The 20,974-nt window shown below is 49.5% G+C and carries 23 protein-coding genes and 1 pseudogene; 19 read left to right on the top strand and 5 right to left on the bottom strand.

Annotated elements, in window-relative coordinates; translation table 11 throughout:
- Positions 1-166 precede the first annotated feature (166 nt).
- Positions 167-1,516 carry an NADP-specific glutamate dehydrogenase gene (gdhA, locus tag AC3ARB_RS03725; RefSeq protein WP_488321217.1) on the top strand — a complete coding sequence of 450 codons (1,350 nt, stop codon included), beginning with the start codon at positions 167-169 and terminating at the stop codon, positions 1,514-1,516.
- Positions 1,517-1,692: 176 nt separating this feature from the next.
- On the opposite strand, the gene AC3ARB_RS03730 is transcribed toward gdhA, so the two are convergent.
- From AC3ARB_RS03730 to AC3ARB_RS03740, 3 genes are read right to left on the bottom strand one after another with little or no spacing between them, the layout of a single operon-like run.
- On the bottom strand, positions 1,693-2,268 hold the full coding sequence (locus AC3ARB_RS03730; protein ID WP_488321218.1) for an ECF transporter S component: 576 nt from the start codon (positions 2,266-2,268) through the stop codon (positions 1,693-1,695).
- Positions 2,268-2,807, bottom strand: coding sequence for a phosphopantothenoylcysteine decarboxylase (gene coaC / locus AC3ARB_RS03735; protein ID WP_488321219.1), 540 nt, complete (start codon positions 2,805-2,807; stop codon positions 2,268-2,270). The genes AC3ARB_RS03730 and coaC overlap by 1 nt, the downstream gene beginning before the upstream one ends.
- The gene (locus tag AC3ARB_RS03740) at positions 2,800-3,495 is read right to left on the bottom strand and encodes a phosphopantothenate--cysteine ligase (protein ID WP_488321220.1); all 696 of its coding nucleotides are present in this window, start codon (positions 3,493-3,495) and stop codon (positions 2,800-2,802) included. The genes coaC and AC3ARB_RS03740 overlap by 8 nt, the downstream gene beginning before the upstream one ends.
- Positions 3,496-3,674: 179 nt before the next feature.
- Between AC3ARB_RS03740 and AC3ARB_RS03745 the strand changes: the two genes are divergently transcribed.
- Together AC3ARB_RS03745 and AC3ARB_RS03750 are read left to right on the top strand one after the other, a co-directional pair.
- On the top strand, positions 3,675-3,923 hold the full coding sequence (locus tag AC3ARB_RS03745) for a CsbD family protein (protein WP_488321221.1): 249 nt from the start codon (positions 3,675-3,677) through the stop codon (positions 3,921-3,923).
- Positions 3,924-4,100: 177 nt separating this feature from the next.
- A complete protein-coding gene (locus AC3ARB_RS03750) occupies positions 4,101-4,865 on the top strand; it encodes an alpha/beta fold hydrolase (protein ID WP_488321222.1) in 765 nt (254 codons plus the stop codon).
- 33 nt (positions 4,866-4,898) lie between these two features.
- On the opposite strand, the gene AC3ARB_RS03755 is transcribed toward AC3ARB_RS03750, so the two are convergent.
- On the bottom strand, positions 4,899-5,567 hold the full coding sequence (locus AC3ARB_RS03755) for a hypothetical protein (RefSeq protein ID WP_488321223.1): 669 nt from the start codon (positions 5,565-5,567) through the stop codon (positions 4,899-4,901).
- A gap of 78 nt (positions 5,568-5,645) precedes the next feature.
- On the opposite strand from AC3ARB_RS03755, the gene AC3ARB_RS03760 reads away from it, so the two are divergent.
- The 11 genes from AC3ARB_RS03760 to truB all read left to right on the top strand — a co-directional run bounded on the left by AC3ARB_RS03760 (position 5,646) and on the right by truB (position 15,060).
- Positions 5,646-6,257, top strand: a complete 612-nt coding sequence (locus tag AC3ARB_RS03760) for a DUF5052 family protein (protein ID WP_488321224.1) — start codon at positions 5,646-5,648, stop codon at positions 6,255-6,257.
- 198 nt (positions 6,258-6,455) lie between these two features.
- A complete protein-coding gene (gene rplK / locus AC3ARB_RS03765; protein WP_488321225.1) occupies positions 6,456-6,881 on the top strand; it encodes a 50S ribosomal protein L11 in 426 nt (141 codons plus the stop codon).
- Between the two features lie 46 nt (positions 6,882-6,927).
- Positions 6,928-7,617, top strand: coding sequence for a 50S ribosomal protein L1 (gene rplA, locus AC3ARB_RS03770; RefSeq protein ID WP_488321226.1), 690 nt, complete (start codon positions 6,928-6,930; stop codon positions 7,615-7,617).
- Between the two features lie 123 nt (positions 7,618-7,740).
- Positions 7,741-8,493: an ABC transporter ATP-binding protein gene (locus tag AC3ARB_RS03775; RefSeq protein ID WP_488321526.1), complete on the top strand. Its 753-nt coding sequence runs from the start codon at positions 7,741-7,743 to the stop codon at positions 8,491-8,493.
- Position 8,494: 1 nt separating this feature from the next.
- Positions 8,495-10,456, top strand: coding sequence for an FtsX-like permease family protein (locus AC3ARB_RS03780; RefSeq protein WP_488321227.1), 1,962 nt, complete (start codon positions 8,495-8,497; stop codon positions 10,454-10,456).
- A gap of 100 nt (positions 10,457-10,556) precedes the next feature.
- A complete protein-coding gene (locus AC3ARB_RS03785) occupies positions 10,557-10,850 on the top strand; it encodes an AbrB/MazE/SpoVT family DNA-binding domain-containing protein (protein ID WP_488321228.1) in 294 nt (97 codons plus the stop codon).
- Positions 10,834-11,235: a type II toxin-antitoxin system VapC family toxin gene (locus AC3ARB_RS03790; RefSeq protein ID WP_488321229.1), complete on the top strand. Its 402-nt coding sequence runs from the start codon at positions 10,834-10,836 to the stop codon at positions 11,233-11,235. The genes AC3ARB_RS03785 and AC3ARB_RS03790 overlap by 17 nt, the downstream gene beginning before the upstream one ends.
- Positions 11,232-11,897: a response regulator transcription factor gene (locus tag AC3ARB_RS03795; protein WP_488321230.1), complete on the top strand. Its 666-nt coding sequence runs from the start codon at positions 11,232-11,234 to the stop codon at positions 11,895-11,897. Before AC3ARB_RS03790 ends, AC3ARB_RS03795 begins: the two co-directional genes overlap by 4 nt.
- Entirely contained in the window at positions 11,894-12,829 is a 936-nt protein-coding gene (locus AC3ARB_RS03800) for a sensor histidine kinase (RefSeq protein WP_488321231.1), read from the top strand. The genes AC3ARB_RS03795 and AC3ARB_RS03800 overlap by 4 nt, the downstream gene beginning before the upstream one ends.
- Positions 12,830-12,979: 150 nt before the next feature.
- Positions 12,980-14,056, top strand: a complete 1,077-nt coding sequence (locus AC3ARB_RS03805; RefSeq protein WP_488321232.1) for a hypothetical protein — start codon at positions 12,980-12,982, stop codon at positions 14,054-14,056.
- Positions 14,057-14,178: 122 nt separating this feature from the next.
- On the top strand, positions 14,179-15,060 hold the full coding sequence (gene truB / locus AC3ARB_RS03810; RefSeq protein ID WP_488321233.1) for a tRNA pseudouridine(55) synthase TruB: 882 nt from the start codon (positions 14,179-14,181) through the stop codon (positions 15,058-15,060).
- A 138-nt stretch (positions 15,061-15,198) separates the two neighbouring features.
- On the opposite strand, the gene plsY is transcribed toward truB, so the two are convergent.
- A complete protein-coding gene (plsY, locus tag AC3ARB_RS03815; RefSeq protein ID WP_488321234.1) occupies positions 15,199-15,840 on the bottom strand; it encodes a glycerol-3-phosphate 1-O-acyltransferase PlsY in 642 nt (213 codons plus the stop codon).
- 175 nt (positions 15,841-16,015) lie between these two features.
- On the opposite strand from plsY, the gene parE reads away from it, so the two are divergent.
- The 5 genes and pseudogenes from parE (at position 16,016) to AC3ARB_RS03840 (ending at position 20,833) form a co-directional block, all read left to right on the top strand.
- Complete coding sequence (parE, locus tag AC3ARB_RS03820; protein WP_488321235.1) at positions 16,016-17,959, top strand: DNA topoisomerase IV subunit B; 1,944 nt, start codon at positions 16,016-16,018, stop codon at positions 17,957-17,959.
- A gap of 9 nt (positions 17,960-17,968) precedes the next feature.
- Complete coding sequence (locus AC3ARB_RS03825; protein WP_488321236.1) at positions 17,969-18,919, top strand: DNA cytosine methyltransferase; 951 nt, start codon at positions 17,969-17,971, stop codon at positions 18,917-18,919.
- Positions 18,912-19,973 (top strand): HpaII family restriction endonuclease, encoded by a 1,062-nt coding sequence (locus AC3ARB_RS03830; RefSeq protein ID WP_488321237.1) that lies wholly within the window; start codon positions 18,912-18,914, stop codon positions 19,971-19,973. The genes AC3ARB_RS03825 and AC3ARB_RS03830 overlap by 8 nt, the downstream gene beginning before the upstream one ends.
- A 19-nt stretch (positions 19,974-19,992) precedes the next feature.
- Positions 19,993-20,424: pseudogene (locus tag AC3ARB_RS03835) on the top strand (protein adenylyltransferase Fic).
- Positions 20,425-20,434: 10 nt separating this feature from the next.
- On the top strand, positions 20,435-20,833 hold the full coding sequence (locus AC3ARB_RS03840; protein WP_488321238.1) for a YkvA family protein: 399 nt from the start codon (positions 20,435-20,437) through the stop codon (positions 20,831-20,833).
- Positions 20,834-20,974: the final 141 nt, after the last annotated feature.

The raw sequence follows: 20,974 nt of genomic DNA on the forward strand, positions 1-20,974 counted from the left end.
CTACTCAACTGTGCAGGGGGTGGGACAACAACATCGAACCCTAGGGGTTACCGATTGAGTTCCACACCCAATTTTTTTTGGATATTTAAAACGAAATCCTTGACAAAAATATTCAGAAAATTTATAATGTTTTACATCTTGAAAAATAATGAAAAGAGGAAATCACATGACAGCTGGTAAAGCATATGTTGCACGCGTTTTTGAAAAGGTAAAGGCTGAGAACAGCCATGAGGCCGAGTTTTTGCAGGCCGTTGAAGAAGTCTTTGATTCGTTGGTGCCAGTTTTCGACAAGTACCCTAAGTACATGGAGGAGAACATCCTGGAGCGTCTGGTTGAGCCAGAACGTGTGGTGTCTTTCCGTGTGCCTTGGGTTGATGATAAGGGGCAAGTCCAAGTCAACCGTGGTTACCGAGTTCAGTACTCGTCAGCCATCGGTCCTTACAAGGGTGGTCTTCGTTTCCACCCGTCTGTTAACCAGTCCATCATCAAGTTCTTGGGCTTTGAGCAAATCTTCAAAAACTCCCTGACAGGTCTGCCAATCGGTGGTGGTAAGGGGGGCTCAAACTTTGACCCTAAAGGCAAGTCTGACCGTGAGGTGATGGCTTTTACCCAGAGCTTTATGACCGAGCTCCAAAAATACATCGGTCCAGACGTGGACGTTCCAGCTGGTGACATCGGTGTTGGCGGCCGTGAGATTGGCTACATGTTCGGCCAATACAAACGCCTTAACGGCTACGAAAACGGGGTATTGACTGGTAAGGGCCTGACCTACGGTGGGTCATTGGCACGTACCGAAGCGACGGGTTACGGTGCGGTTTACTTCGCCAAGCACATGCTGGCTTCTAAGGGTGAGGATTTTGCTGGCAAGACGGCTATCGTATCTGGTTCTGGTAACGTGGCCATCTATGCTACTGAAAAACTTCACCAACTTGGTGCCAAGGTTGTGGCTGTCTCTGACTCATCAGGTTACGTTTACGACGAGCAAGGTATCAACCTGGAAACCCTCAAGCAGCTCAAGGAAGTGGAGCGTGAGCGGATTTCTAAGTACGTTGATTTGCACCCGCATGCCGTCTTCACCCCAGCTGGTGGCGACAGCATCTGGACCATCAAGGCTGATTTGGCCTTCCCATGTGCCACCCAAAACGAGCTCAACGAAGACGATGCCAAGGCTCTTGTTGCCAACGGTGTGATTGCTGTTGCCGAAGGTGCTAACATGCCATCAACCCTGGAAGCTGTTGAAGTCTTCCAAGCCAACGGCGTCCTCTTTGGCCCAGCCAAGGCAGCCAACGCTGGTGGTGTAGCGACTTCTGCCCTTGAAATGTCTCAAAACAGCCAGCGTTTGGCCTGGACCTTTGAAGAGGTTGACGCCAAGCTCTACGACATTATGGAAAACATCTACAAGAATGCTGCTGCCGCTGCTGAAGAATTCGGTCAGCCAGGCAACCTGGTTCTTGGTGCCAACATCGCCGGCTTCCTCAAGGTCGCTGAAGCCATGTCAGCCCAAGGTGTGATTTAAGCCCTTATTTTGCCCAGCTTTGCTGGGTTTTTCTTTTGGGAAATGGCAGAGCAGGTCATATTCAAAGCCTATCAACTCTAGCCGAAGCCAGCTCCAACAGTCTAAAGGTTTGATTTTCAAGGCCGATCAGTCGGCACATAAAAACACCGCTCGATGGAGCGGTGTCGTGATGTTGTCTAGTCTTTCAGGTTTTTCAGGCGAGGTACCATGACCAGGGTCAGGAGGGTCGCTATGACCACCTCAACTAAGGAGTTGGTGGTCAGGATAGCCGCTAAGAAGCTCTGCACATTGCCCCCAAAACGGTCAGGGAAGAGGAAGAAGATACCGCCCAAAACAAAGAGGGTGTTGGTCAGGCTGCCCAGAGCGCCAGCTAAACCAAGACCGGCAGGGTTTTTGAGGGCCTTGTAAATCAGATAAGGGGTTACGCCAATCAGGACCCGAGGCAGGATAGCGATGATGAGGGAGAAGAGGTTGCCCCCCTCAACGAATGGCGAGAAGATGTAGCTGGCCGGTGTCACCAAAATGGTATTGCGGACGACGCTCATGAGGCCCATAAAACCGCCCAGACTGGCTCCAACCTTGGGACCGTAGTAGATGCTGGCGATGATGACCGGGATATGGGTCAGGGTCGGCTTGACAGGAAGCAGGGGAATGGCCGCAAAAATCGTCTGGCTCACAACCTCGATGACCAGCATGACCGCCATAAAAATAGCGATGGCAGCGATGTCCTTAGTTTGTTGACGTCTCTTCATTAAAAAATCTCCTCGATGGCTTGAATGATGGTGGCCACATCGGCCAGGGCCCCTCGACCCACATCGCCGCAGGCCAGGAGGCTGGATTTTGGCGGAATTTCCTGATAGCCTAGCTCCTTGAGCGTGGCCAGGTTCTTCTGGGTCAGAGGGTTGTCGTACATTTTTGTGTTCATGGCTGGCGCAAGCAGTTTGGGCGTGCTGGCGGGGAGAGCCAGAACCGTGGCAGTGACCATGTTGTCGGCTAGACCGCAGGCCAATTTGGCCAGGGTGTTGGCAGAAGCAGGGGCCAGAACAAAGAGATCCGCTTCCTTGCCCAGGTCGATGTGGTTGATGCGGTCGGCCAGTTTTTCCGTCATCACGTCCAGATGAACAGGATTTTTGGATAAGACCTGCAAGGTCAAGGACGTGATGAAATGGGTAGCGGCCTCAGTCATGAGCACATGGACCTGATAGCCCAACTTGGTCAGCTGGCTGGTCAAGTCCGCCGCCTTGTAGGCTGAAATGGAGCCTGAAACGGCTAGTAGGATGGTCTTAGTCATGGTCAGTCACCCTTTCCAAAATTAACTCAGCAATGGCTTCCTTGGTTGTCGCCAGCTCCTCACGGTCCTGACTGACCAAATAGCCCAAATGCTGGCCTGGCTTGATGTCGGTCAGGTCATTGGCCAAGATGTAGTCGGCCTGGTTCTTGACCAGACTGGCTCTGGCCACCTCGAACAGCTTTTCTTTGCTCACATCAACCAGCAACTTGAAGCCCACCAGCTTGATGGTCGGGTTCCAAGCCTTGATCTGGCTGATGACCTTGGGCGTCTTTTTCAGGAAAAGAACCTGATGGTCAGCATTGGACGATATTTTTCCCTCTTGGTTGCTTTGGGTCAATAGCTGGCGCAGTTGCCCAGTCGCCGCAGCCGCCTCAACCTGGTCCAGGTCGGTCATAAAGACAGGGGTGTAGTCAGAGACAGCCATGCTATGAATGCAAACCTCGTGCGACTTGATCTGAGGCTCCATGGTGGCTAAAAGACTTGCCACATTGGTAATCTCGATGATGGTTAAAAGGGGGTGCAAGTCTGGCTTGACGGCCTGTTTGGTGGTGACCAAGGTTACCTCGTGGCCAGCAGCCAAAGCCCTCTCGGCAATGATTTTTCCCAGACTACCGGTAGCGTGATTGGTGATGCCACGAACGCTGTCGATGGGCTCAGTTGTCCCACCAGATGTGATTAAGATTTTCATACCTGCTATTTTACCAAAAAAAGCCAATTTTGTAAGGGATTTATGACCGATTTTCAAGAAAAGAGCTTCTGGGCCAGCTGTCCTGTTCTGGTGCGGATCTTGACCACAAAACAAAGCGCTTCCATTTTTTGTGAACTTGTGCTATACTGATGGTAATTAGCAAAAAGGAGGACAAGATAATGTTCGATAAATTAGATGCAAAATTGGACCAAGTTACTGGCTCAGCCAAAGAATTAGCTGGCAAGGTGCTTGGTGACAAGGGCCTGGAAGCTGAAGGCCTGGTAGACAATCTAGTCGGTAAGGCTAAGGAAGTGGCTGCAGAAGTTAAAGATAGTCTTGACGGTGCCCTTGAGCAAGCTAAGGATTTGGCAACTGATGCTAAAGACGCTGCTGAAGGTGCCTTGAACAGTTTGAAAGACAAGTTCTAAAGATGGCTGTTGGGGAGGGTGCCTGCTCAGCTGATAACATTAGCGAAGCGAGCCATCTCAACCACTGCGTCACGTTTTACAACTAATGAGGTTAGGATAAGTTCTAGCCTCTTTTTAGCTGAATTTATTTGATAATCAAACAAATAAATGCTATAATGGTCCAAAAAGGAGATTATCATGAGAGATATTGTTTTGATTCACGGGACCTGGTGTGATGGGAAGGTCTGGGGAGCCTTTGCAACCAAGTTGGCAGCTATGGGGATTCGGGTCCACACACCAAGCCTGCGTTACCACGACCTCCCTTATGCAGAGGTTGAACAAAAGGTTGGGATAGTTAGCTTGCAAGATTACAGGGACGACCTGGTTGCCTTGGTTGAGAGCCTGCCTGAGCCACCCCTACTTTTGGGCCACTCGCTGGGGTGTCTGCTGGCCCAGATGGTTGCTGAACGCACGCCTGTCGCTGGCATGATTCTCATGGGGCCTGCCCCGACGGCAGATATTTTTGCCCTCTATCCGACCATGATTCGTTGCTTTATTAAGCATTTCCTACGTTGGGGCTTTTGGAAAAAGCCCATGCCTCCTTACAAGGATGAGTTTTTCCGCTACTGCCTCAACGCCCAGGACCCGGCCATCAAGGAAGACATCTTTAAGGATTTGGTGCCTGAATCAGGCAAGGTTTATACCCAGTTGGCCTTTCCTTTTATGGACAAGAGCCGAGCTGGTCGAGTGGACTTCAGCAAGATTTCTTGCCCTGTTTTGGTCATCACGGGCAGTGAGGACAAGATGACCGTCTCAGCTATCGCTCAAAAAACAGCCAAAAACTACAAGGACTCCCTCCTGGTATCCATCACAGGGGCCGACCACATGTACGAATCTGGCAAGTTTCAGGACAAGACCCTCTCTGTTATCAAGAACTGGCTGATTGATTACAACTTTATCTAGTACAAAACGCCCTCCCAGGGGCGTTTTGTCGTCTTAAAAATCATCATCAAAGGCATCGTTTTTGATGGAGGCACCAGAGACGGTGTCGGACCAGCCCACCAGGGCCTGGCCAGTTTCTTTGAGGTAGCTGGCTAGGATGGGCTTGATGTCCTGAACCTGTTGGAAAATCCCTGTCAGCTGCCCTTGGTTATAGAGGCCCTGATAGGACTGGATAAGGATTTGCTCAAAGGACAGGGAGGGAAGAAGCAGGTGGACGGCATGGTCAGGTTTGGTCTTGATGTCGTCAACAATCCAATCATCAACGGGTTCCTTGTCCAGGTCGTCAAAGAGAAAGGGGTCCTTGGGACGGCCGTTGTGGTAGGTGACCTGGTTGTCCTTGTTGGTCAGGGCGACATGGAGGGGCAGCTGGTCCAGAGGGAGCTGGTCTAAGCTGGCCACAAACTGGCTAATTCCCCAAGTCAGCTGGACCAAGTCAGCTGGGTTTAGCTGGTCAGGGTCCAGGTCCAGGTCAGCTGGCAACTGGTAGCTGGCTAGGCCTGAAATGGCTTCATCTGACAGGGTCAGTTGGCCAGCGTAGGGGCTTAGGTCGGCTGGGCAGTTGGCAGCAAGTTCCACAGTCAGGACAGGACTGAGCAGCTCGGCTATTTTCCCAAAAATAAGGGCATGGTGGTCGGTGGTGCAGAGGGCGAGTAGTTTTTTCATAGCTCCATGATAGCACAAGGCGGACGGTCCCGCAAGTTTATGGTATAATAGGGGAAAACTGAAAATAGGGAGAAAACAATGAAAAAATCTGTGAAACTCAGCCTTTTAACGGCCCTGTCTGTCCTGACCCTAGTGGGCTGCCAGAGTGTGAGTGACTACTTTAAGACCACTCAGGAGCAGTATCTGGGCCTATCAGGTACCGTGCGAACCTTTGATGAGAACTCGCAGGTCATTGACAAGTTGACGGGCAAGTCTGTTTCCATCAAGAGCGATGACCGTTTTGACATGACCGACGAGCTGGGCAACATCAGCAAGGAATCCTCGGTCTTGGACGTGACCATCGGCAACAGCCAGGTGCTTCACGTGGGCTCGACCTTGATCTTTTCAGAGGATGGTCTGACCGACTACATGGACAAGTATGGTGAGGCGGTGGAGCTGGAGACCAAGGACCGGTCCCTGCCCTTTGTTAACCGCTTTTTCAACCAGATTAAGAACGACTGGACTGGTCAAAGCAAGCTGATTTTGATTCGGTCCCAGAACGGGACGCCTTTGGCTACCTACTTTGGTAACCGTGTTTCGACTTCAGCCCCTGAGGGCATCCCAAACACCACCTACCTCTTGATTGATGGCAAGCGTCTCATCATTTACCGAGCGGACTTTACCATTTACGACACCGATTTGTTGGATTAGGGACATGGCAGAGCGACAAGCCTCTTGCCAATCGGTAAGGGGCTTGTAACTGGGTTGATTGGTATTTTCGAAAAAAATAAGCAAAAGGCTTTACAGCTCGGCTATTTTTTAGTAAAATAGTCTAGTATGCTCGTCATACTTGTGGGAGGTAAAAATCTTTAATTACCGCCAAAACCACAAATAGGAGGATTTTATATCATGGCTAAAAAAGTTGAAAGACTTGTTAAATTGCAAATCCCTGCAGGTAAAGCTACTCCAGCTCCGCCAGTTGGTCCTGCGCTTGGTCAAGCCGGTATCAACATCATGGGATTCACTAAAGAGTTTAACGCTCGTACGGCAGACCAAGCTGGTCTGATCATCCCAGTTGTTATCTCTGTGTATGAAGATAAATCATTTGATTTCATCTGTAAAACACCTCCAGCTGCTGTTCTCTTGAAGAAAGCCGCGGGTGTTGAAAAAGGTTCAGGTACTCCAAACAAGACTAAGGTTGCTACTGTAACCCGTGCTCAAGTTGAAGAAATTGCTACAACTAAGATGCCTGACTTGAACGCTGCTAGCCTTGAAGCTGCTGTACGCATGATTGAAGGTACTGCTCGTTCTATGGGATTCACTGTCGCTGACTAATCCCAGTCGCAGATAACTTCATTATCAGATTACAAGGAGAATTAAAATGGCTAAAAAAAGCAAACAACTGCGTGCTGCTCTTGAGAAAATCGACAGCACAAAAGCTTACAGCGTAGAAGAAGCTGTGGCATTGTCTAAAGAATTGAACTTCGCGAAATTTGACGCTTCTGTTGAAGTGGCTTACAACCTCAACATCGACGTGCGTAAGGCTGACCAACAAATCCGTGGTGCAATGGTATTGCCAAACGGTACTGGTAAGACTGCTCGCGTTCTGGTTTTCGCCCGTGGCGCTAAAGCTGAAGAAGCTAAGGCTGCTGGTGCAGACTTCGTTGGTGAAGACGACCTGGTTGCTAAAATCAACGGCGGTTGGTTGGACTTCGACGTGGTTATCGCAACACCTGACATGATGGCTGTTGTTGGTCGCCTTGGTCGTGTCCTTGGTCCACGTAACCTCATGCCAAACCCTAAAACTGGTACCGTAACAATGGATGTTGCTAAAGCCGTTGAAGAGTCTAAAGGTGGTAAAATCACTTACCGTGCGGACAAGGCTGGTATCGTTCAAGCTCTGGTTGGTAAAGTATCATTCGAAGCTGATAAACTCGTTGAGAACGTTAAAGCCTTCCACGACACCATCCTTAAAGCTAAACCAGCTACTGCTAAGGGTACTTACATCACAAGCTTGACCATCACCACTACTCAAGGTGTTGGTATCAAGATTGACACAAACTCTCTTTAATGAGATGACTAAGACCAGCAACCTTTTGGTTGCGGGTCTTATTTTTTTGAAAACTTACAATCCTGTAAGGGCACTAGGCAGACAGGTGGGCTATAATAAAACTATCAAGAACACAAGGAGGCAATTATGTTAGAAGTCAAACATTTGGAGAAGGTTTTTCGGACGCGGTTTTCCAAGACCGAGGTGCGGGCCCTTCAGGACGTGGATTTTTCGGTAAATGCTGGCGAGTTTATCGCCATTATGGGTGAGAGCGGGTCTGGTAAGACGACCTTGCTTAATATCCTGGCGACCTTGGATAAACCAACCAATGGGCAGGTACTTTTGGAAGGGCAGGACATCACCCAAATCAAGGCGGGTGAGGTGGCAGATTTTCGTCTGAAGTATCTAGGCTTTGTCTTTCAAGACTTTAACCTGCTGGACACCTTGTCGGTGCGGGATAACATCTACCTGCCCCTGGTGCTCAGTCGGGTGCCTGTCAAGGAGATGGAGAGCCGTTTGCCTGGCTTGGCTGCTCGGCTCCGTATCGGTGACCTGCTGGACAAGCGGCCCTTTGAGCTGTCAGGCGGTCAGAAGCAGCGGGTGGCCATCGCTCGGAGCTTGATTACCCGACCAAAATTGATTTTGGCGGACGAGCCGACGGCGGCCCTGGACTACCGCAATTCGGAAGACTTGCTCAACCTCTTTGAAACCATCAACGCAGACGGGCAGACCATCCTCATGGTGACCCACTCAGCCAATGCCGCCAGCCATGCCCAACGGGTCCTCTTTATCAAGGACGGGCGGATTTTCCACCAGCTCTACAAGGCTGGCAAGTCCAACAGCGACTTTGCTCGGGACATCTCCCTGTCCATGTCTGCGCTCTTAGGAGGTGATTAAGGTGTTCTATCTGAAACTTGCCCTCAACAACATCAAAAATTCTAAAGGCATTTTCGCCCCCTTTGTCCTAGCCAGTTTGGTCCTTTACCTGCTCAACGGGGCTACGCTCCTGGTCTATTTTAGCCCTGTGGTCAAGACCATGCGGCATGGTCAGATGGCCCTAGCCATCTCCTTAGCTGTTCTGACCCTCTTTTCGACCATCATGAGCATTTACAGCTTTAACTTCCTGCTCAAGCAACGGAGCAAGGAGTTCGGTCTCTACAACATGCTGGGCATGAAAAAGAGCCAGATTGGGCTGGTGGCCAGTCTGGAGTTGGGGGGCATCTACCTGGCGGTCATCAGCTTGGGAAGCCTCTTGAGCAGCGGCTTTGCCAACCTCTTTAATCTAGTCTTTGTCCGCCTGATTCGAGGCACAGACCTGTCCTTCAGCATTTCCCCGACCGGTTTGGTGGCCAATGCGGTCATCTTTGCTGGCATTTTTCTGGTCCTCAACCTGATTGGCCTGACTAAGGTCGGCAAGTCCTCGCCCCTGGTTCTCTTTCGGACCCAGGAGAGCGGGGAGAAGGAGCCGCGGGGCAACATTCTCCTGGCTTTTCTGGGCCTGGCTAGTCTGGCTGGTGGCTACTACCTGTCCTTGACCAGCAAGGGCAGAGGTCTTTTGACGACCTTCTATCTCTTTGCCATAGCGGTGGTCCTGGTCATTATCGGCACCTACCTCTTTTACATGGCCTTTGTCGCTTGGTTTTTGAAACATCGCAGAGCAGATAAGGCTTATTTCTATCAGCCCAACCATTTCATCAGCACCAGTCAGATGATTTTCCGTATGAAGCAGCATGCGGCTGGTCTGGCTAATATCACGCTCCTGGCTGTCATGGCCTTTGTGACCATCGCCACCACAACCGCCCTCTACACGGGCATGATTAACCAGACCGAATGGATTTTCCCCAAAAATACCCAGCTAAAAATTTACAGTGATAGCGAGCAGGAGGGGCGGGAAATTTTTCAAAACCAAGTCCTCAGCCAGCTCCCTGCTGACAAAGAAATCATCGACTACCAGTCTGTTCTCTTTCCGATTGATTTGGGTAAGGACAAGGACTTAGTGTTAACCGAGGAGGGTTTGACAGACGACAGGCCTCGCCAGTTTTTCTACCTCTATGTGCTTAGTCTGGAGGATTTCAGAAAATTTGGCAACGAGGTGCCAAATTTGGCTCCTGGCTCTGCCTATTTCTACCAGCCAGGTGGGGGGCAAGACCTGGCCAGCCTGGACATCTTGGGCAACAAGCTGACCATAGCGGATAACCTCAAAACGGCGTACTTTCCAGACCTAATTCAGATAGTATCGTCAGTCCTCATGGTGGTGGAGAACGCCCAGGTGCGTGACCAGCTCTACCAGGACTACATGGCCATGGGCAATCCTCCAAGACCTAACCATTCCATGTATTCGGTCCATATTGACTTGACTGAGATGGAGCAGGAGACCATTTTTTCAGATGTCTTGGATGTGCTGTCTCCAAGTGGTGAAGTTATCGGTTCTGGTCTTACGAGAACTGAATTTGAGGACTTAGTGATTGGTTTTACTGGTGGTTTCCTCTTTACCGGTTTCCTCTTGGGAACAGCCTTCCTGCTCAGTGCGGCCTTGATTATCTACTACAAGCAGTACAGCGAGGGCCATGAGGACAAGCGGTCCTATCGGATTTTGCAGGAGGTTGGTCTGTCGGCTGCAGCTGTCAAGAAGACCATCCAGTCTCAGGTCTTGACCGTCTTCTTTATGCCCCTGGTCATGGCGGTCCTTCATTTCCTGGTTGCCCTGGTCGCCCTCAAGCAGATACTGGCTGCTTTTGGGCTTGATTCCTCTAGCTTGATTTACACCGTCAGCGGCCTGGTTATCCTGGGCGTCACGGTCACTTACTTCCTCATCTACAAGGTTACCAGCCGGGTTTACTATAAGATTGTGGAGCGGTAAAAGACGGTTCAGAACACACCAAAAAAAGTGGCTAGCTGGCCACTTTTTCGTTGACACATCATGTATATACCTGCTATACTAGGAGAAAAAGGAGGTTTTTATGCTATTAGAACGGGAATATAGTCAGCTCAAAGATTGGGGCAATGGTCAGGCCTTTCGGGTGTCGAAAAAACTTTTGACCGCTCTGGAGTTTGACAAGGCAGATCACTTTAGCCTGCAAGCCATTGAGGAAAATGGGGTCAAAAAACTGGTCATCCAACCCCTGGCCCAGGAAGTGGATAAGTTGGCCTTGCTAGATGATCTTGCTGGTCTTCTGCAAGAGCCCCTTGACCAGAAACACTACCGTCAAGAGAGACATGAGGAAAGGTTGGCCCGCTATGAAGGTCTTGTTTGATGTCAACATCATCTTAGATGCCTTTCTTGACCGCAATTCCAGCTCCAAAGAACTCCTGCTAAAGGCGGTTTATGGGGTCTTCACCCCTTGTATCACAGCAAATATGATGACTGATTTTGCCTACATTCTCAAAAAGCAAGGTCTAGAGCCACGACTTCACTTGGAAAAACTGAGCCAGCTTGTTGAGATTTTGGCGGTGACAAAAGAAGATTGTCTCCATGCCCTGACACTTGATATGGCTGATTATGAGGATGCCCTGATTGTGGCTGTGGCCAAGCGGCACCAGATTGACCTTTTGGTCACTCGAAACGAGCCTGATTTTGCTAACAGTCAGCTCATTGTTTACCACCCAGATGATTTTTTAGAACGGTTAAGCAAACCATGACAAAACGCACCTGTATTTATCTTATCGAAGACGATGCCACCATCGTCAACCTCTTGACCAGCCATCTTGCTGACCGCTATCAGGTGGTATCGGTCAGCAATTTCAGGGACGTCTTGACCGAGATTAGGGCTTGTCAGCCTGACCTCATCCTCATGGACATCGGCCTGCCTTATTTTAACGGCTTTTACTGGACAGCCAAGATTCGGGAGGAGTTGACGACGCCCATTCTTTTTCTGACCAGCAGCGTGGACGAGACCAGTGCCATCACAGCCATGGCCACGGGGGCGGATGACTTCATCAGCAAGCCCTTTTCCCTGCCCCTCTTGGAGGCCAAGCTGGCCGCCTTTCTTAGGCGGAGCCAGCAGTTTGCCAAGAACCAGCTGGTCATCGACGGTTGGCAACTGGAGCTGGATGGGCATTTTGGCAGGGGAGGAGAATCCGTCAGCCTCAGCCCGACCGAGACCAAAATCCTGGCCCTGCTCATGGAGCACCACCCCCAGGTCGTCAGCAAGGACAAGCTCCTGGACCGCCTCTGGGAGGGTGGTGACTTCATCGACGCCAACACCCTCAGCGTCAACATGACCCGCCTGCGGAAAAAACTGGCTAGCATTGGATTTGAGCGGATTGCGACCATTCGTGGAAAGGGGTACCAGCTGATATGATTCGAGCCTATTTCCGAGAGCACGGCATCTGGTACCTGCTCTATGCCGTCTTAGTCGTCAGCTTTCTGGCCCAGTTCCTCCTCTATGGCCTGCCCCTGGACTACTTTCTCTGGCCCCTCGGCCTGGCCACTAGCCTCTTACTGGCTGCCAGCCTCTGGCTATTTTCCCGCTTTTATGGAAAAATGCTGACGCTCCAAACCAAGGCCTTGGACCAGTTGGGCGAGTGGGACCTGCCCAGCGAACGGGCTTGGGCGGAGATCTTGAAGGAGCAGGAGGAGCGGACCAAGAGCCGCCAGCAGGACCTCAAGGTGCGGGAGAAGCAGCTCCAGGCCACAGTCAAGCTCTGGTCCCACCAGATGAAGGTGCCTCTGGCCGCCCTGTCGCTCATGGCCCAGACCGACCAGCTGGAGTCCGCCCAGGTTCAGCACCAGCTCCATCATCTGGACAAGTATTTGGGTAACCTCCTCAACTACCTCAAGCTCAAGGACCAACAACTGGACTTCCGTTTTGAAGTTGTCGATGCGAGAAGCATCATGACCCAGCTCATCAAGGACTACCGCACCCAGTTCCTACAAAAGAACCTGACGGTCACCATCACAGGCGACTACCAACTGACCAGCGACAAGAAATGGCTGGCCTTTGCCCTCTCTCAAATCCTGGACAACGCCCTCAAATACAGCCACCCAGGCGGCCAGATTGTCATTGACCTGACCGACGGCATTGCCATCAGCGACCAGGGCATGGGGATTCTGCCAGAAGACCTGCCTCGTTTGGGTCAGGAGGGCTTTACAGGCTACAACGGCCACCTGCACCAGAAGGCGACAGGCTTTGGTCTTTACATGACCAAGACCATTCTGGACCAGCTAGAGTTGGAGATGACCATCAGCAGTCAGCTGGATGTGGGGACGACAGTTCGAGTGGTCAAGAAGTGAGAACAATGCCAATTTGAGCATTGTTTTTGTTTGGAAAAGACGTCACAAAGGAGTATAATAAGAATAGAGAAAGCGTTACCTTCTTACTGGCTGGTCGCTCTTTGCTCATGCATTTGGTCAAGAAGACCTTGTTATCAGGAGGTGGTCGGCATGCTTGGATACTGGAACAAGTGTTTAGGAAAACTACTATTGGTGCTGATGGGGATTTTCCTAGTTTCCTGCAGTCCCCAAGAGAGTAGTCCTGCTCACTACACCTTACTTTACACGACAGAGTTCGCCACTTTTGGTTCGCAATCCGCCTTGGTTTCCTATGATGATAAGGGGCAACTGGTGGACAAGAAAGCTTTGGGTGGCGCCCTCTACTACAATCTGTTGCCTGAAGAACAAGGGTTTTCGATTGATAACGGTCAGCAGGCTCTGCTATTGACACCTGACGGTCATGAGAAGACGGTTTTCCCTGAATTAAGGGGCTATTTTGAGGCTGGTCATTATCTTGAGAGGGGAGGGCAGCGAATTAAGTTTTATAACTATGGAATTGATGAGGCAAGTGGTCTTTGTTTGACGACGATTGCTGTCGGAGAAAACTTGCTCACCATAAGGGGCTTTTTGCACGGCTTTCAAGCGAGAGAAGATGGTGTCTACCTGCTCTTGCAACCTTACCCTGATAAGGAACACCCCTATTTTCTCTCTAGGCTAGATTGGGACAAACTGTCTGTCGAGACCCTAGGAGAGGTTGCCCTCAACCCCGAAGTTGCCAGTTATTTCTTTTCGCAGGCGGTATCGTCTGATGTGATGTTGGGGCTGGTCACCCATCCTGTGACCCAAACCCAGCAACTTGTCCGCCTTTCTTTGGAGAAATCACCAGAGGTCACAAGCTTTTGGCTACCTGAGTCCTTTGCCCACCAGCTCGACGAACGCACCTTCTTTACCTACGCCAATCGTTATTACATCTTTGATAAGGTCTTGGATCAACTTTATGAACTGAAATTAGACGAGGAGAGCCAGCAAGTTGTGGTGACTGAGACCGGCTTACGCTTGGGCGGCCAAGAGGAAAGTTTTATCATCAAATACCAAATGGACCATCAGCTTTATGTCTTGTCTAGCGGCCTAAATCAGGTAACTGAGATTGACCTGCCAACATTGACGGTCACCAAGAAAACGACCTTGGAACCTGTACCAGGACTGGAGGACATGAAGACCTATTCGTTCTGGGTTCATCAGAAATAACACTCAAACAGAATGATAAGAGAAGCGTGTAACCAGAAGATGACACGCTTTTTTCATGCCGACGACATGCTAGTAAAAGAGAAGTTCTAGCCTTTCCCACACTTTTATGGTAAACTAGACAAATGATTTCAGGAATTATCAATTTAAAAAAAGAGGCTGGCATGACCAGCCATGATGCGGTCTTTAAGCTCCGCAAAATTCTCCAAGAAAAGAAAATCGGCCATGGGGGGACTCTGGACCCTGATGTGGTCGGTGTTCTCCCCATCGCTGTTGGTAAGGCCACTCGGGTTATCGAGTACATGACCGAGAGCGGCAAGGTTTACGAGGGCGAGATTACCCTGGGCTATTCGACGACGACCGAGGACGCTAGCGGTGAGACGGTGGCGGAAACCCCTGTCCCTGCAGACCTGACCGAGGCCGCCATCGACACCGCCATGGCTGGCTTTGTCGGTACCATCACCCAGATTCCGCCCATGTATTCGGCGGTCAAGGTCAATGGCCGCAAGCTCTACGAGTATGCCCGGGCAGGTGAAGCAGTGGAGCGGCCCCAACGTCAGGTGACCATCTCCAGCTTCACCCGCACCAGCCCTGTCACCCACACCGACGGCCTGGCCCGCTTCACCTTCCGCGTGGCCTGCAGCAAGGGCACCTATGTTCGGACCCTGGCCGTTGACCTGGGGGCTGCCCTGGACTTGGCTAGCCACATGTCGGCCCTGACTCGGACGGCCTCCGCTGGCCTTGAACTGGCCTCTGCCCTTTCCCTTGGGGAAATCGCTGAGCGGGTAGCGGCTGACGACTGGGCCTTTCTATTGCCCATTGAGTATGGGGTCTTGGACCTGCCAGCGGTGCAGGTGACTGAAGACCAGGCCCAAGAACTGGCCTATGGCCGCTTTATCCAGCTGGACCAGACGGCAGACCTCTTGGCAGCCTTCCAAGGCGACAAGGTTCTGGCCATCCTTGAAAAACGAGACCAGCTCTATAAACCGAGAAAGGTTTTAGTATAGAAAAAAGAAGGAGTGGGAGGCAGTTGGTAATGTCAAGGGGTCGATTTTTCCTCAGACCTTTATCCTTGAGGCTACCAAGGTCTTTCCCTAGAGCATGGCACGAAACCAAGAAAAAAGATTAACAGGCTGTTTGGCCTATTAATCTTTTTTCTGTTGGTTGAGCAGGTTCAGTCCCCAGGGAACCAGGTTTTCTTGCCTGTTTTTGATGCGAACGAGGTTGTCCTTGTGGCGACTGATGATCAGGCCTGCCACAGCCAGAATTAGACCTGTAAAGACGACGTCATAGCTTGTCAGTAAAAAACCAAGGGCTGGGAAAGTCAAAACCCCGATGATGGCCACGGTGGCAGCCGTCACGCTGGACAGGGAAATCATGCTAAAAAGGTAGAGTACGGCCACAAAGACCAGTAAGAGAAAGCTGAGAAAGGCTGGGGCAAAGCCCAGCAGAATGCCAGCTGATGTGGCCACAGCCTTGCCGCCCTTGAATTGGGCAAAGATGGGGTAGGTATGGCCCAGAACAGCGAAAAAGCCGATAAAAAGGGGCAAACTGCCCTCCAGTCCCAACCAGATGGGTAGGAGGGTTGCCAGGGTGCCTTTCAAGATGTCCACAGCCAGGGTCACAATGCCAGCTTTCTTACCCAAAATCCGAAAGGTATTGGTAGTGCCAGTATTACCTGAACCATGCTCACGCAGGTTCACATGATAAAACTTTTTGCCAATCCAGAGGCCTGTTGGGATAGAACCCAGCAGGTAGGCAATCACAATCAAAACTAAAATCTTCATACCTTCATTATAGCATAAACCTTTGATAATGAAAGGATTAACCTTGGAAAAAGATGTGGCTGTGGTAATGGGTTGCCCTGCTCTGCCATTTTTCAAAAGATAAAACCGACAGAAAAACTTTGCAAAAATCCCTAAAAACCTATAAAATAGTACAGATGACAAAATGGAGGTCATAATGGCTAAGAAAGAGATTAGTATTAACAATTATAATGATGACGCCATTCAGGTCCTGGAGGGTCTGGATGCGGTGAGAAAGCGGCCGGGCATGTACATCGGCTCGACCGACGGGGTTGGGCTCCACCACCTGGTTTGGGAGATTGTCGATAATGCCGTCGATGAGGCCCTGTCTGGTTTTGGTGACAAGATTGACGTGACCCTCAACGCTGACGGTTCGGTGACCGTGGCCGACAGCGGGCGGGGTATGCCAGTCGGCCTTCACGCCATGGGCATTCCCACGGTTGAGGTCATCTTCACCGTCCTCCACGCAGGGGGCAAGTTCGGCCAAGGCGGTTATAAGACCTCTGGTGGTCTCCACGGGGTTGGTTCCTCTGTCGTTAACGCCCTGTCCAGCTGGCTGGAGGTTGAGATTACCCGTGATGGCAGTGTCTATCGCCAGCGCTTTGAGGACGGCGGCAAGCCCGTCACCACCCTGGAAAAGGTGGGGACGGCTCCCAAATCCAAGTCTGGCACCAAGGTTAGCTTTTTGCCCGACGCGCGGATCTTCTCCACGGTTGACTTTAAGTATGGGACAATAGCAGAGCGGCTCAACGAGTCTGCCTTCCTCCTCAAGAACGTGACCCTCAGCTTGACCGACAAGCGGTCAGGCGAGGAAGCCTCCTTCCACTATGAGAACGGGGTTCAGGACTTTGTGGCCTACCTCAACGAGGACAAGGAAACCCTGACCCCCATCATCGCCTTCACAGGTGAGGAACAGGAGTTTCAGGTTGATATTGCCATGCAGTACAACGATGGCTTTTCAGACAATATCCTGTCCTTTGTTAACAACGTCCGTACCAAGGACGGGGGTACTCATGAGACAGGTTTCAAGACCGCTATCACCAAGAGCCTCAATGACTATGCCAGAAAGACTGGTCTCTTGAAGGAAAAAGACAAGAACCTGGAAGGGTCTGATTATCGAGAAGGTCTGTCAGCTGTCCTGTCTATCCTGGTGCCTGAGGCCCACCTGCAATTTGAAGGCCAGACCAAGGACAAGCTGGGCTCGCCCCTGGCCAGACCCATTGTGGACGGTATCGTGGCTGAAAAGCTGACCTTCTTCCTCATGGAAAATGGCGAAGTGGCTTCAAACTTGGTCCGCAAGGCCATTCGGGCCAGGGACGCCCGTGAGGCGGCCCGTAAGGCCCGTGATGATGCCCGAAGTGGCAAGAAGAACAAGAAAGACAAGGGGCTTTTGTCGGGTAAGCTGACGCCGGCCCAGTCCAAGAATGCCCAGAAGAACGAACTCTATCTGGTGGAGGGGGACTCCGCTGGTGGTTCGGCCAAGCAAGGGCGTGACCGCAAGTTCCAGGCCATCCTGCCCCTGCGGGGTAAGGTTATCAACACCGAGAAGTCCAAGATGAGCGACATCCTCAAAAACGAGGAAATCAACACCATGATTTACACCATCGGTGCAGGTGTCGGGGCGGATTTCTCTATTGAAGACATCAACTATGACAAGATCATCATCATGACCGATGCGGATACGGACGGGGCCCACATTCAGACCCTGCTCTTGACCTTTTTCTACCGTTACATGCGGCCCCTGGTCGAGGCAGGCCATGTCTATATCGCCCTGCCACCGCTCTATAAGATGAGCAAGGGCAAGGGCAAGACCGAGAAGATTGCCTACGCCTGGACAGACGGTGAGCTGGAAAATCTCCGTAAGGAGTTTGGCAAGGGCGCCATGCTCCAACGCTACAAGGGTCTAGGCGAAATGAATGCCGACCAGCTCTGGGAAACCACCATGAACCCTGAAACCCGAACCCTGATTCAGGTCACCATTGATGACCTGGCCCGTGCCGAACGCCGCGTCTCCACCCTCATGGGCGACAAGGTCGAACCACGACGTAAATGGATTGAGGATAACGTGCGGTTTACCCTGGAGGAGCAGACGGTGTTTTAGAGGAGAAAAATGCTGAAATTGAAGTTTATAGATCTTTTTGCTGGTATCGGAGGTATCCGTCAAGGTTTTGAGGATGAACATACAACGTGTGTCTTTTCATCAGAATGGGATACATTTTCCGCCAAAACTTACGAAGCCAATTATGGTGAGAAACCCTTTGGAGATATTACACAAATTGATGAAAAAGACATCCCGTCTCACGACGTTTTATTAGCAGGTTTTCCCTGTCAGCCTTTTTCAAATATTGGTAAGCGTGAGGGGTTTGAACACTCCACTCAAGGAACGCTGTTTTTTGATGTGCTGAGAATTTTGAGCTACCACATGCCAAAAATGTTTCTTTTGGAGAATGTGCCGGGCTTATTAACCATTCAAAATGGGGAAACCTTTCAACTTATTTTAAAGAGTCTTGAGGATTTGGGCTATTCTGTTTTTTATGAGATTTTGGATGCCCAGGATTTTGGATTGGCTCAAGTTAGGAAGCGTGTGGTTATTGCAGGATTTCATCCTGATTTAAACGTTCACAGTTTTGCTTTTCCAGTTGGAGACAAAGAATGCCGAGTTCCTGTATCTAGTATTTTAGAGGATAACCCAGAAGGCTATTCAATTTCCAAACATCTACAAGATTCTTACCTTTTCAAGAAAGACGATGGGAAACCACAGATTGTTGATAAGACTTCTAATATTCAAGTGAAAACACTTGTTGCTTCTTATCATAAAATCCAGCGGTTAACAGGGACTTTTGTCAAAGGTGGCGAGACAGGGATTCGATTGTTCTCTGAGCTTGAGTGTAAACGGTTGATGGGCTTTCCAGATGATTTTGTCATTCCTGTTAGTCGAACTCAAATGTATCGACAAATGGGGAACTCGGTTGCTGTACCAATGATGAGAGCTGTTGCGACCGCTATGAAAGAAGAAGTTTTCTTAGCTGAAAAAGAATCGGGGAGAGGACAGTATGCCTAATAAGGTAAATAAAGGCGAGTGGGCAGAATTATTTGTTTTTCTAAAGGCTCTTTCTGTCGGAAAAATTCATGCTGCTGATGAGAATTTGAATAAGGTTGAGCAATTATTTTATGTGATTTTGAGTGCTATCAAAATGGAACATGGTAACAGACGAGAATACCTTATCCAACATGATGAGGCTAATGTTGTTCTTTATGAGAATAATGTAGAGCAAGCAAAAATTCCTCTGACGCAGTTTGTCTCTTTTTCAGAAACTGTTTTGACCGCCATAAAAGAGGGCACAGGAACATTTGAAATTCCAGATGTTGAGCCTTTTCTGAATCAGCTGAAGATTAGTCAGATTAAAGCAAACAGTGACAGTAAAAAGGATATTGTCTTTAAAATTCATGATGATTTTACAGGAGCAGAGCCTGAAATTGGTTTTTCTATAAAATCCTATGTCGGTAGTAAACCAACCTTACTAAATGCTAGTGGAGCTACTAAAATACAGTATCAACTATCCTCTTCTTTACCTAAAACTGTTGTAGCGGAAATTAACAGTATAGGTGGCAAGAGTAAGATAAAAGATAGGATTTCTGCTTTATCTGAGAAAAGTATCCAGTTAGAGTTTGAACAATTACCAAATGCGATTTTTCATCGAAACTTACAACTGATAGACTATCGCATGCCCGAACTCTTAGCCAACTTATTTTTAACATCTTATTTTGTAAAAGGAAAGTCTATACAAGATGTTGTCAAGTTATTTTGCTTAGAATACGATGAAGACGAGGAGTTGGTGTCGTATAAAATTAAAGATTTATTGGTTGCAATTGCTCTTGGAATGGAACCAAACACTAAGTGGACAGGACTTGAAGATGCCAATGGGGGCTATATTGTTGTCAAAGAGGACGGAGAAATTCTCTGTTATCATATCTATGATAGAAATAAATTAAAAGAGTACCTTTACAGGCATACCAAATTTGATAGTCCTTCAAGCGGTCGTACGGGTGCTGGACTTATCTTTGAAGAGAATAGTGTCCAAAAATTTAGTTTGACAGTTCAAATTCGATTTTAAGTTACCGTGTAGGAGAATGATGACCCTAGAAAACAAACTCGGCTTAACCGATTCTTTAGAGTTGGCCAAGTAGGAAGAAAAACTCAGCAAGGAAAAGGCCAAGAGCTTGTTTGGGGAGAACTTGTTGGCAGATAAGGTGGCTGGGCGATTTGATAATTTAGATTTTATCCATAGTGCTCATCCCTTTCGCGAGGGTAATGGCAGAGCGACCAGAATTTGGTTGGACCATATCTTCAAGACCCAGATTGGGCAGGTGGTGGATTGGTCTCGGGTTGATAAGGAAGACTATTTGCTGGCTATGGAGCGCAGCCCTATTCGGGCAACTGAAATTAAACACGTGCTTAAGCAAGCCTTGACCAATGAGGTGGACAGCTCAGCTATTTACCTAAAAGGAATAGACCACAGTTACTACTACGAAGGCTACACGCTGTATAAAACAGAAGATTTATAGGAGATAACCTATGAGGGTAAAAATGACAACCAATCGAGCGGTTGACGAAATTCAGAAACGCTTCAAGCAAGCTGACGCCCTGCTCAAGGACGATTCAAAAATGGAGCCATTTTTGGAGAAGTTGGAGAAGAAGGTCAAGTGGGTGCCATTTGTTGGCGATGAGATTAAGAATATTCCCATCTTGATTGCCATGGTGCGGAGCTACTGGAAAAAGGACTACACTCGTGTGCCGACCCGCAGCATTCTTGCTGTGATCAGTGCTTTGATTTACTTTCTGTCACCGCTTGATGTGGTTCCGGATTTCATTCCTTTCTTGGGACAAATGGACGATGCCCTAGTCATCGCCACCGTCTGGAAATATGTCCATAAGGATATTGATGAGTACAGGGAGTGGAGGAAGGGGAGATAGGGCTCCATTTTTCAAACAGTTATCTCTTGCGTGTTTTCGTAATCTATGATAGAATAAGGTTATAGTCAAGAGCCTTGTTCGTCAAGGAGACGATATTTATTTTATAGAGCCTTGTTCGTCAAGGAGTCGTTAAGGGTGTAC

Source organism: Streptococcus sp. ZY171113 (genome assembly GCF_057748235.1).

Excerpts from the sequence above, each read along its gene's own strand:
- AC3ARB_RS03805 (WP_488321232.1), top strand. The coding sequence starts at position 12,980 with ATGCTTGGATACTGGAACAAGTGTTTAGGAAAACTACTATTGGTGCTG.
- rplA (WP_488321226.1), top strand. The coding sequence starts at position 6,928 with ATGGCTAAAAAAAGCAAACAACTGCGTGCTGCTCTTGAGAAAATCGAC.
- AC3ARB_RS03825 (WP_488321236.1), top strand. The coding sequence starts at position 17,969 with ATGCTGAAATTGAAGTTTATAGATCTTTTTGCTGGTATCGGAGGTATC.
- AC3ARB_RS03795 (WP_488321230.1), top strand. The coding sequence starts at position 11,232 with ATGACAAAACGCACCTGTATTTATCTTATCGAAGACGATGCCACCATC.
- AC3ARB_RS03800 (WP_488321231.1), top strand. The coding sequence starts at position 11,894 with ATGATTCGAGCCTATTTCCGAGAGCACGGCATCTGGTACCTGCTCTAT.
- AC3ARB_RS03745 (WP_488321221.1), top strand. The coding sequence starts at position 3,675 with ATGTTCGATAAATTAGATGCAAAATTGGACCAAGTTACTGGCTCAGCC.
- plsY (WP_488321234.1), bottom strand. The coding sequence starts at position 15,840 with ATGAAGATTTTAGTTTTGATTGTGATTGCCTACCTGCTGGGTTCTATC.
- gdhA (WP_488321217.1), top strand. The coding sequence starts at position 167 with ATGACAGCTGGTAAAGCATATGTTGCACGCGTTTTTGAAAAGGTAAAG.
- AC3ARB_RS03760 (WP_488321224.1), top strand. The coding sequence starts at position 5,646 with ATGAAAAAATCTGTGAAACTCAGCCTTTTAACGGCCCTGTCTGTCCTG.
- AC3ARB_RS03840 (WP_488321238.1), top strand. The coding sequence starts at position 20,435 with ATGAGGGTAAAAATGACAACCAATCGAGCGGTTGACGAAATTCAGAAA.
- AC3ARB_RS03830 (WP_488321237.1), top strand. The coding sequence starts at position 18,912 with ATGCCTAATAAGGTAAATAAAGGCGAGTGGGCAGAATTATTTGTTTTT.
- AC3ARB_RS03750 (WP_488321222.1), top strand. The coding sequence starts at position 4,101 with ATGAGAGATATTGTTTTGATTCACGGGACCTGGTGTGATGGGAAGGTC.
- AC3ARB_RS03730 (WP_488321218.1), bottom strand. The coding sequence starts at position 2,268 with ATGAAGAGACGTCAACAAACTAAGGACATCGCTGCCATCGCTATTTTT.
- coaC (WP_488321219.1), bottom strand. The coding sequence starts at position 2,807 with ATGACTAAGACCATCCTACTAGCCGTTTCAGGCTCCATTTCAGCCTAC.
- parE (WP_488321235.1), top strand. The coding sequence starts at position 16,016 with ATGGCTAAGAAAGAGATTAGTATTAACAATTATAATGATGACGCCATT.
- AC3ARB_RS03785 (WP_488321228.1), top strand. The coding sequence starts at position 10,557 with ATGCTATTAGAACGGGAATATAGTCAGCTCAAAGATTGGGGCAATGGT.
- truB (WP_488321233.1), top strand. The coding sequence starts at position 14,179 with ATGATTTCAGGAATTATCAATTTAAAAAAAGAGGCTGGCATGACCAGC.
- AC3ARB_RS03755 (WP_488321223.1), bottom strand. The coding sequence starts at position 5,567 with ATGAAAAAACTACTCGCCCTCTGCACCACCGACCACCATGCCCTTATT.
- rplK (WP_488321225.1), top strand. The coding sequence starts at position 6,456 with ATGGCTAAAAAAGTTGAAAGACTTGTTAAATTGCAAATCCCTGCAGGT.
- AC3ARB_RS03790 (WP_488321229.1), top strand. The coding sequence starts at position 10,834 with ATGAAGGTCTTGTTTGATGTCAACATCATCTTAGATGCCTTTCTTGAC.
- AC3ARB_RS03740 (WP_488321220.1), bottom strand. The coding sequence starts at position 3,495 with ATGAAAATCTTAATCACATCTGGTGGGACAACTGAGCCCATCGACAGC.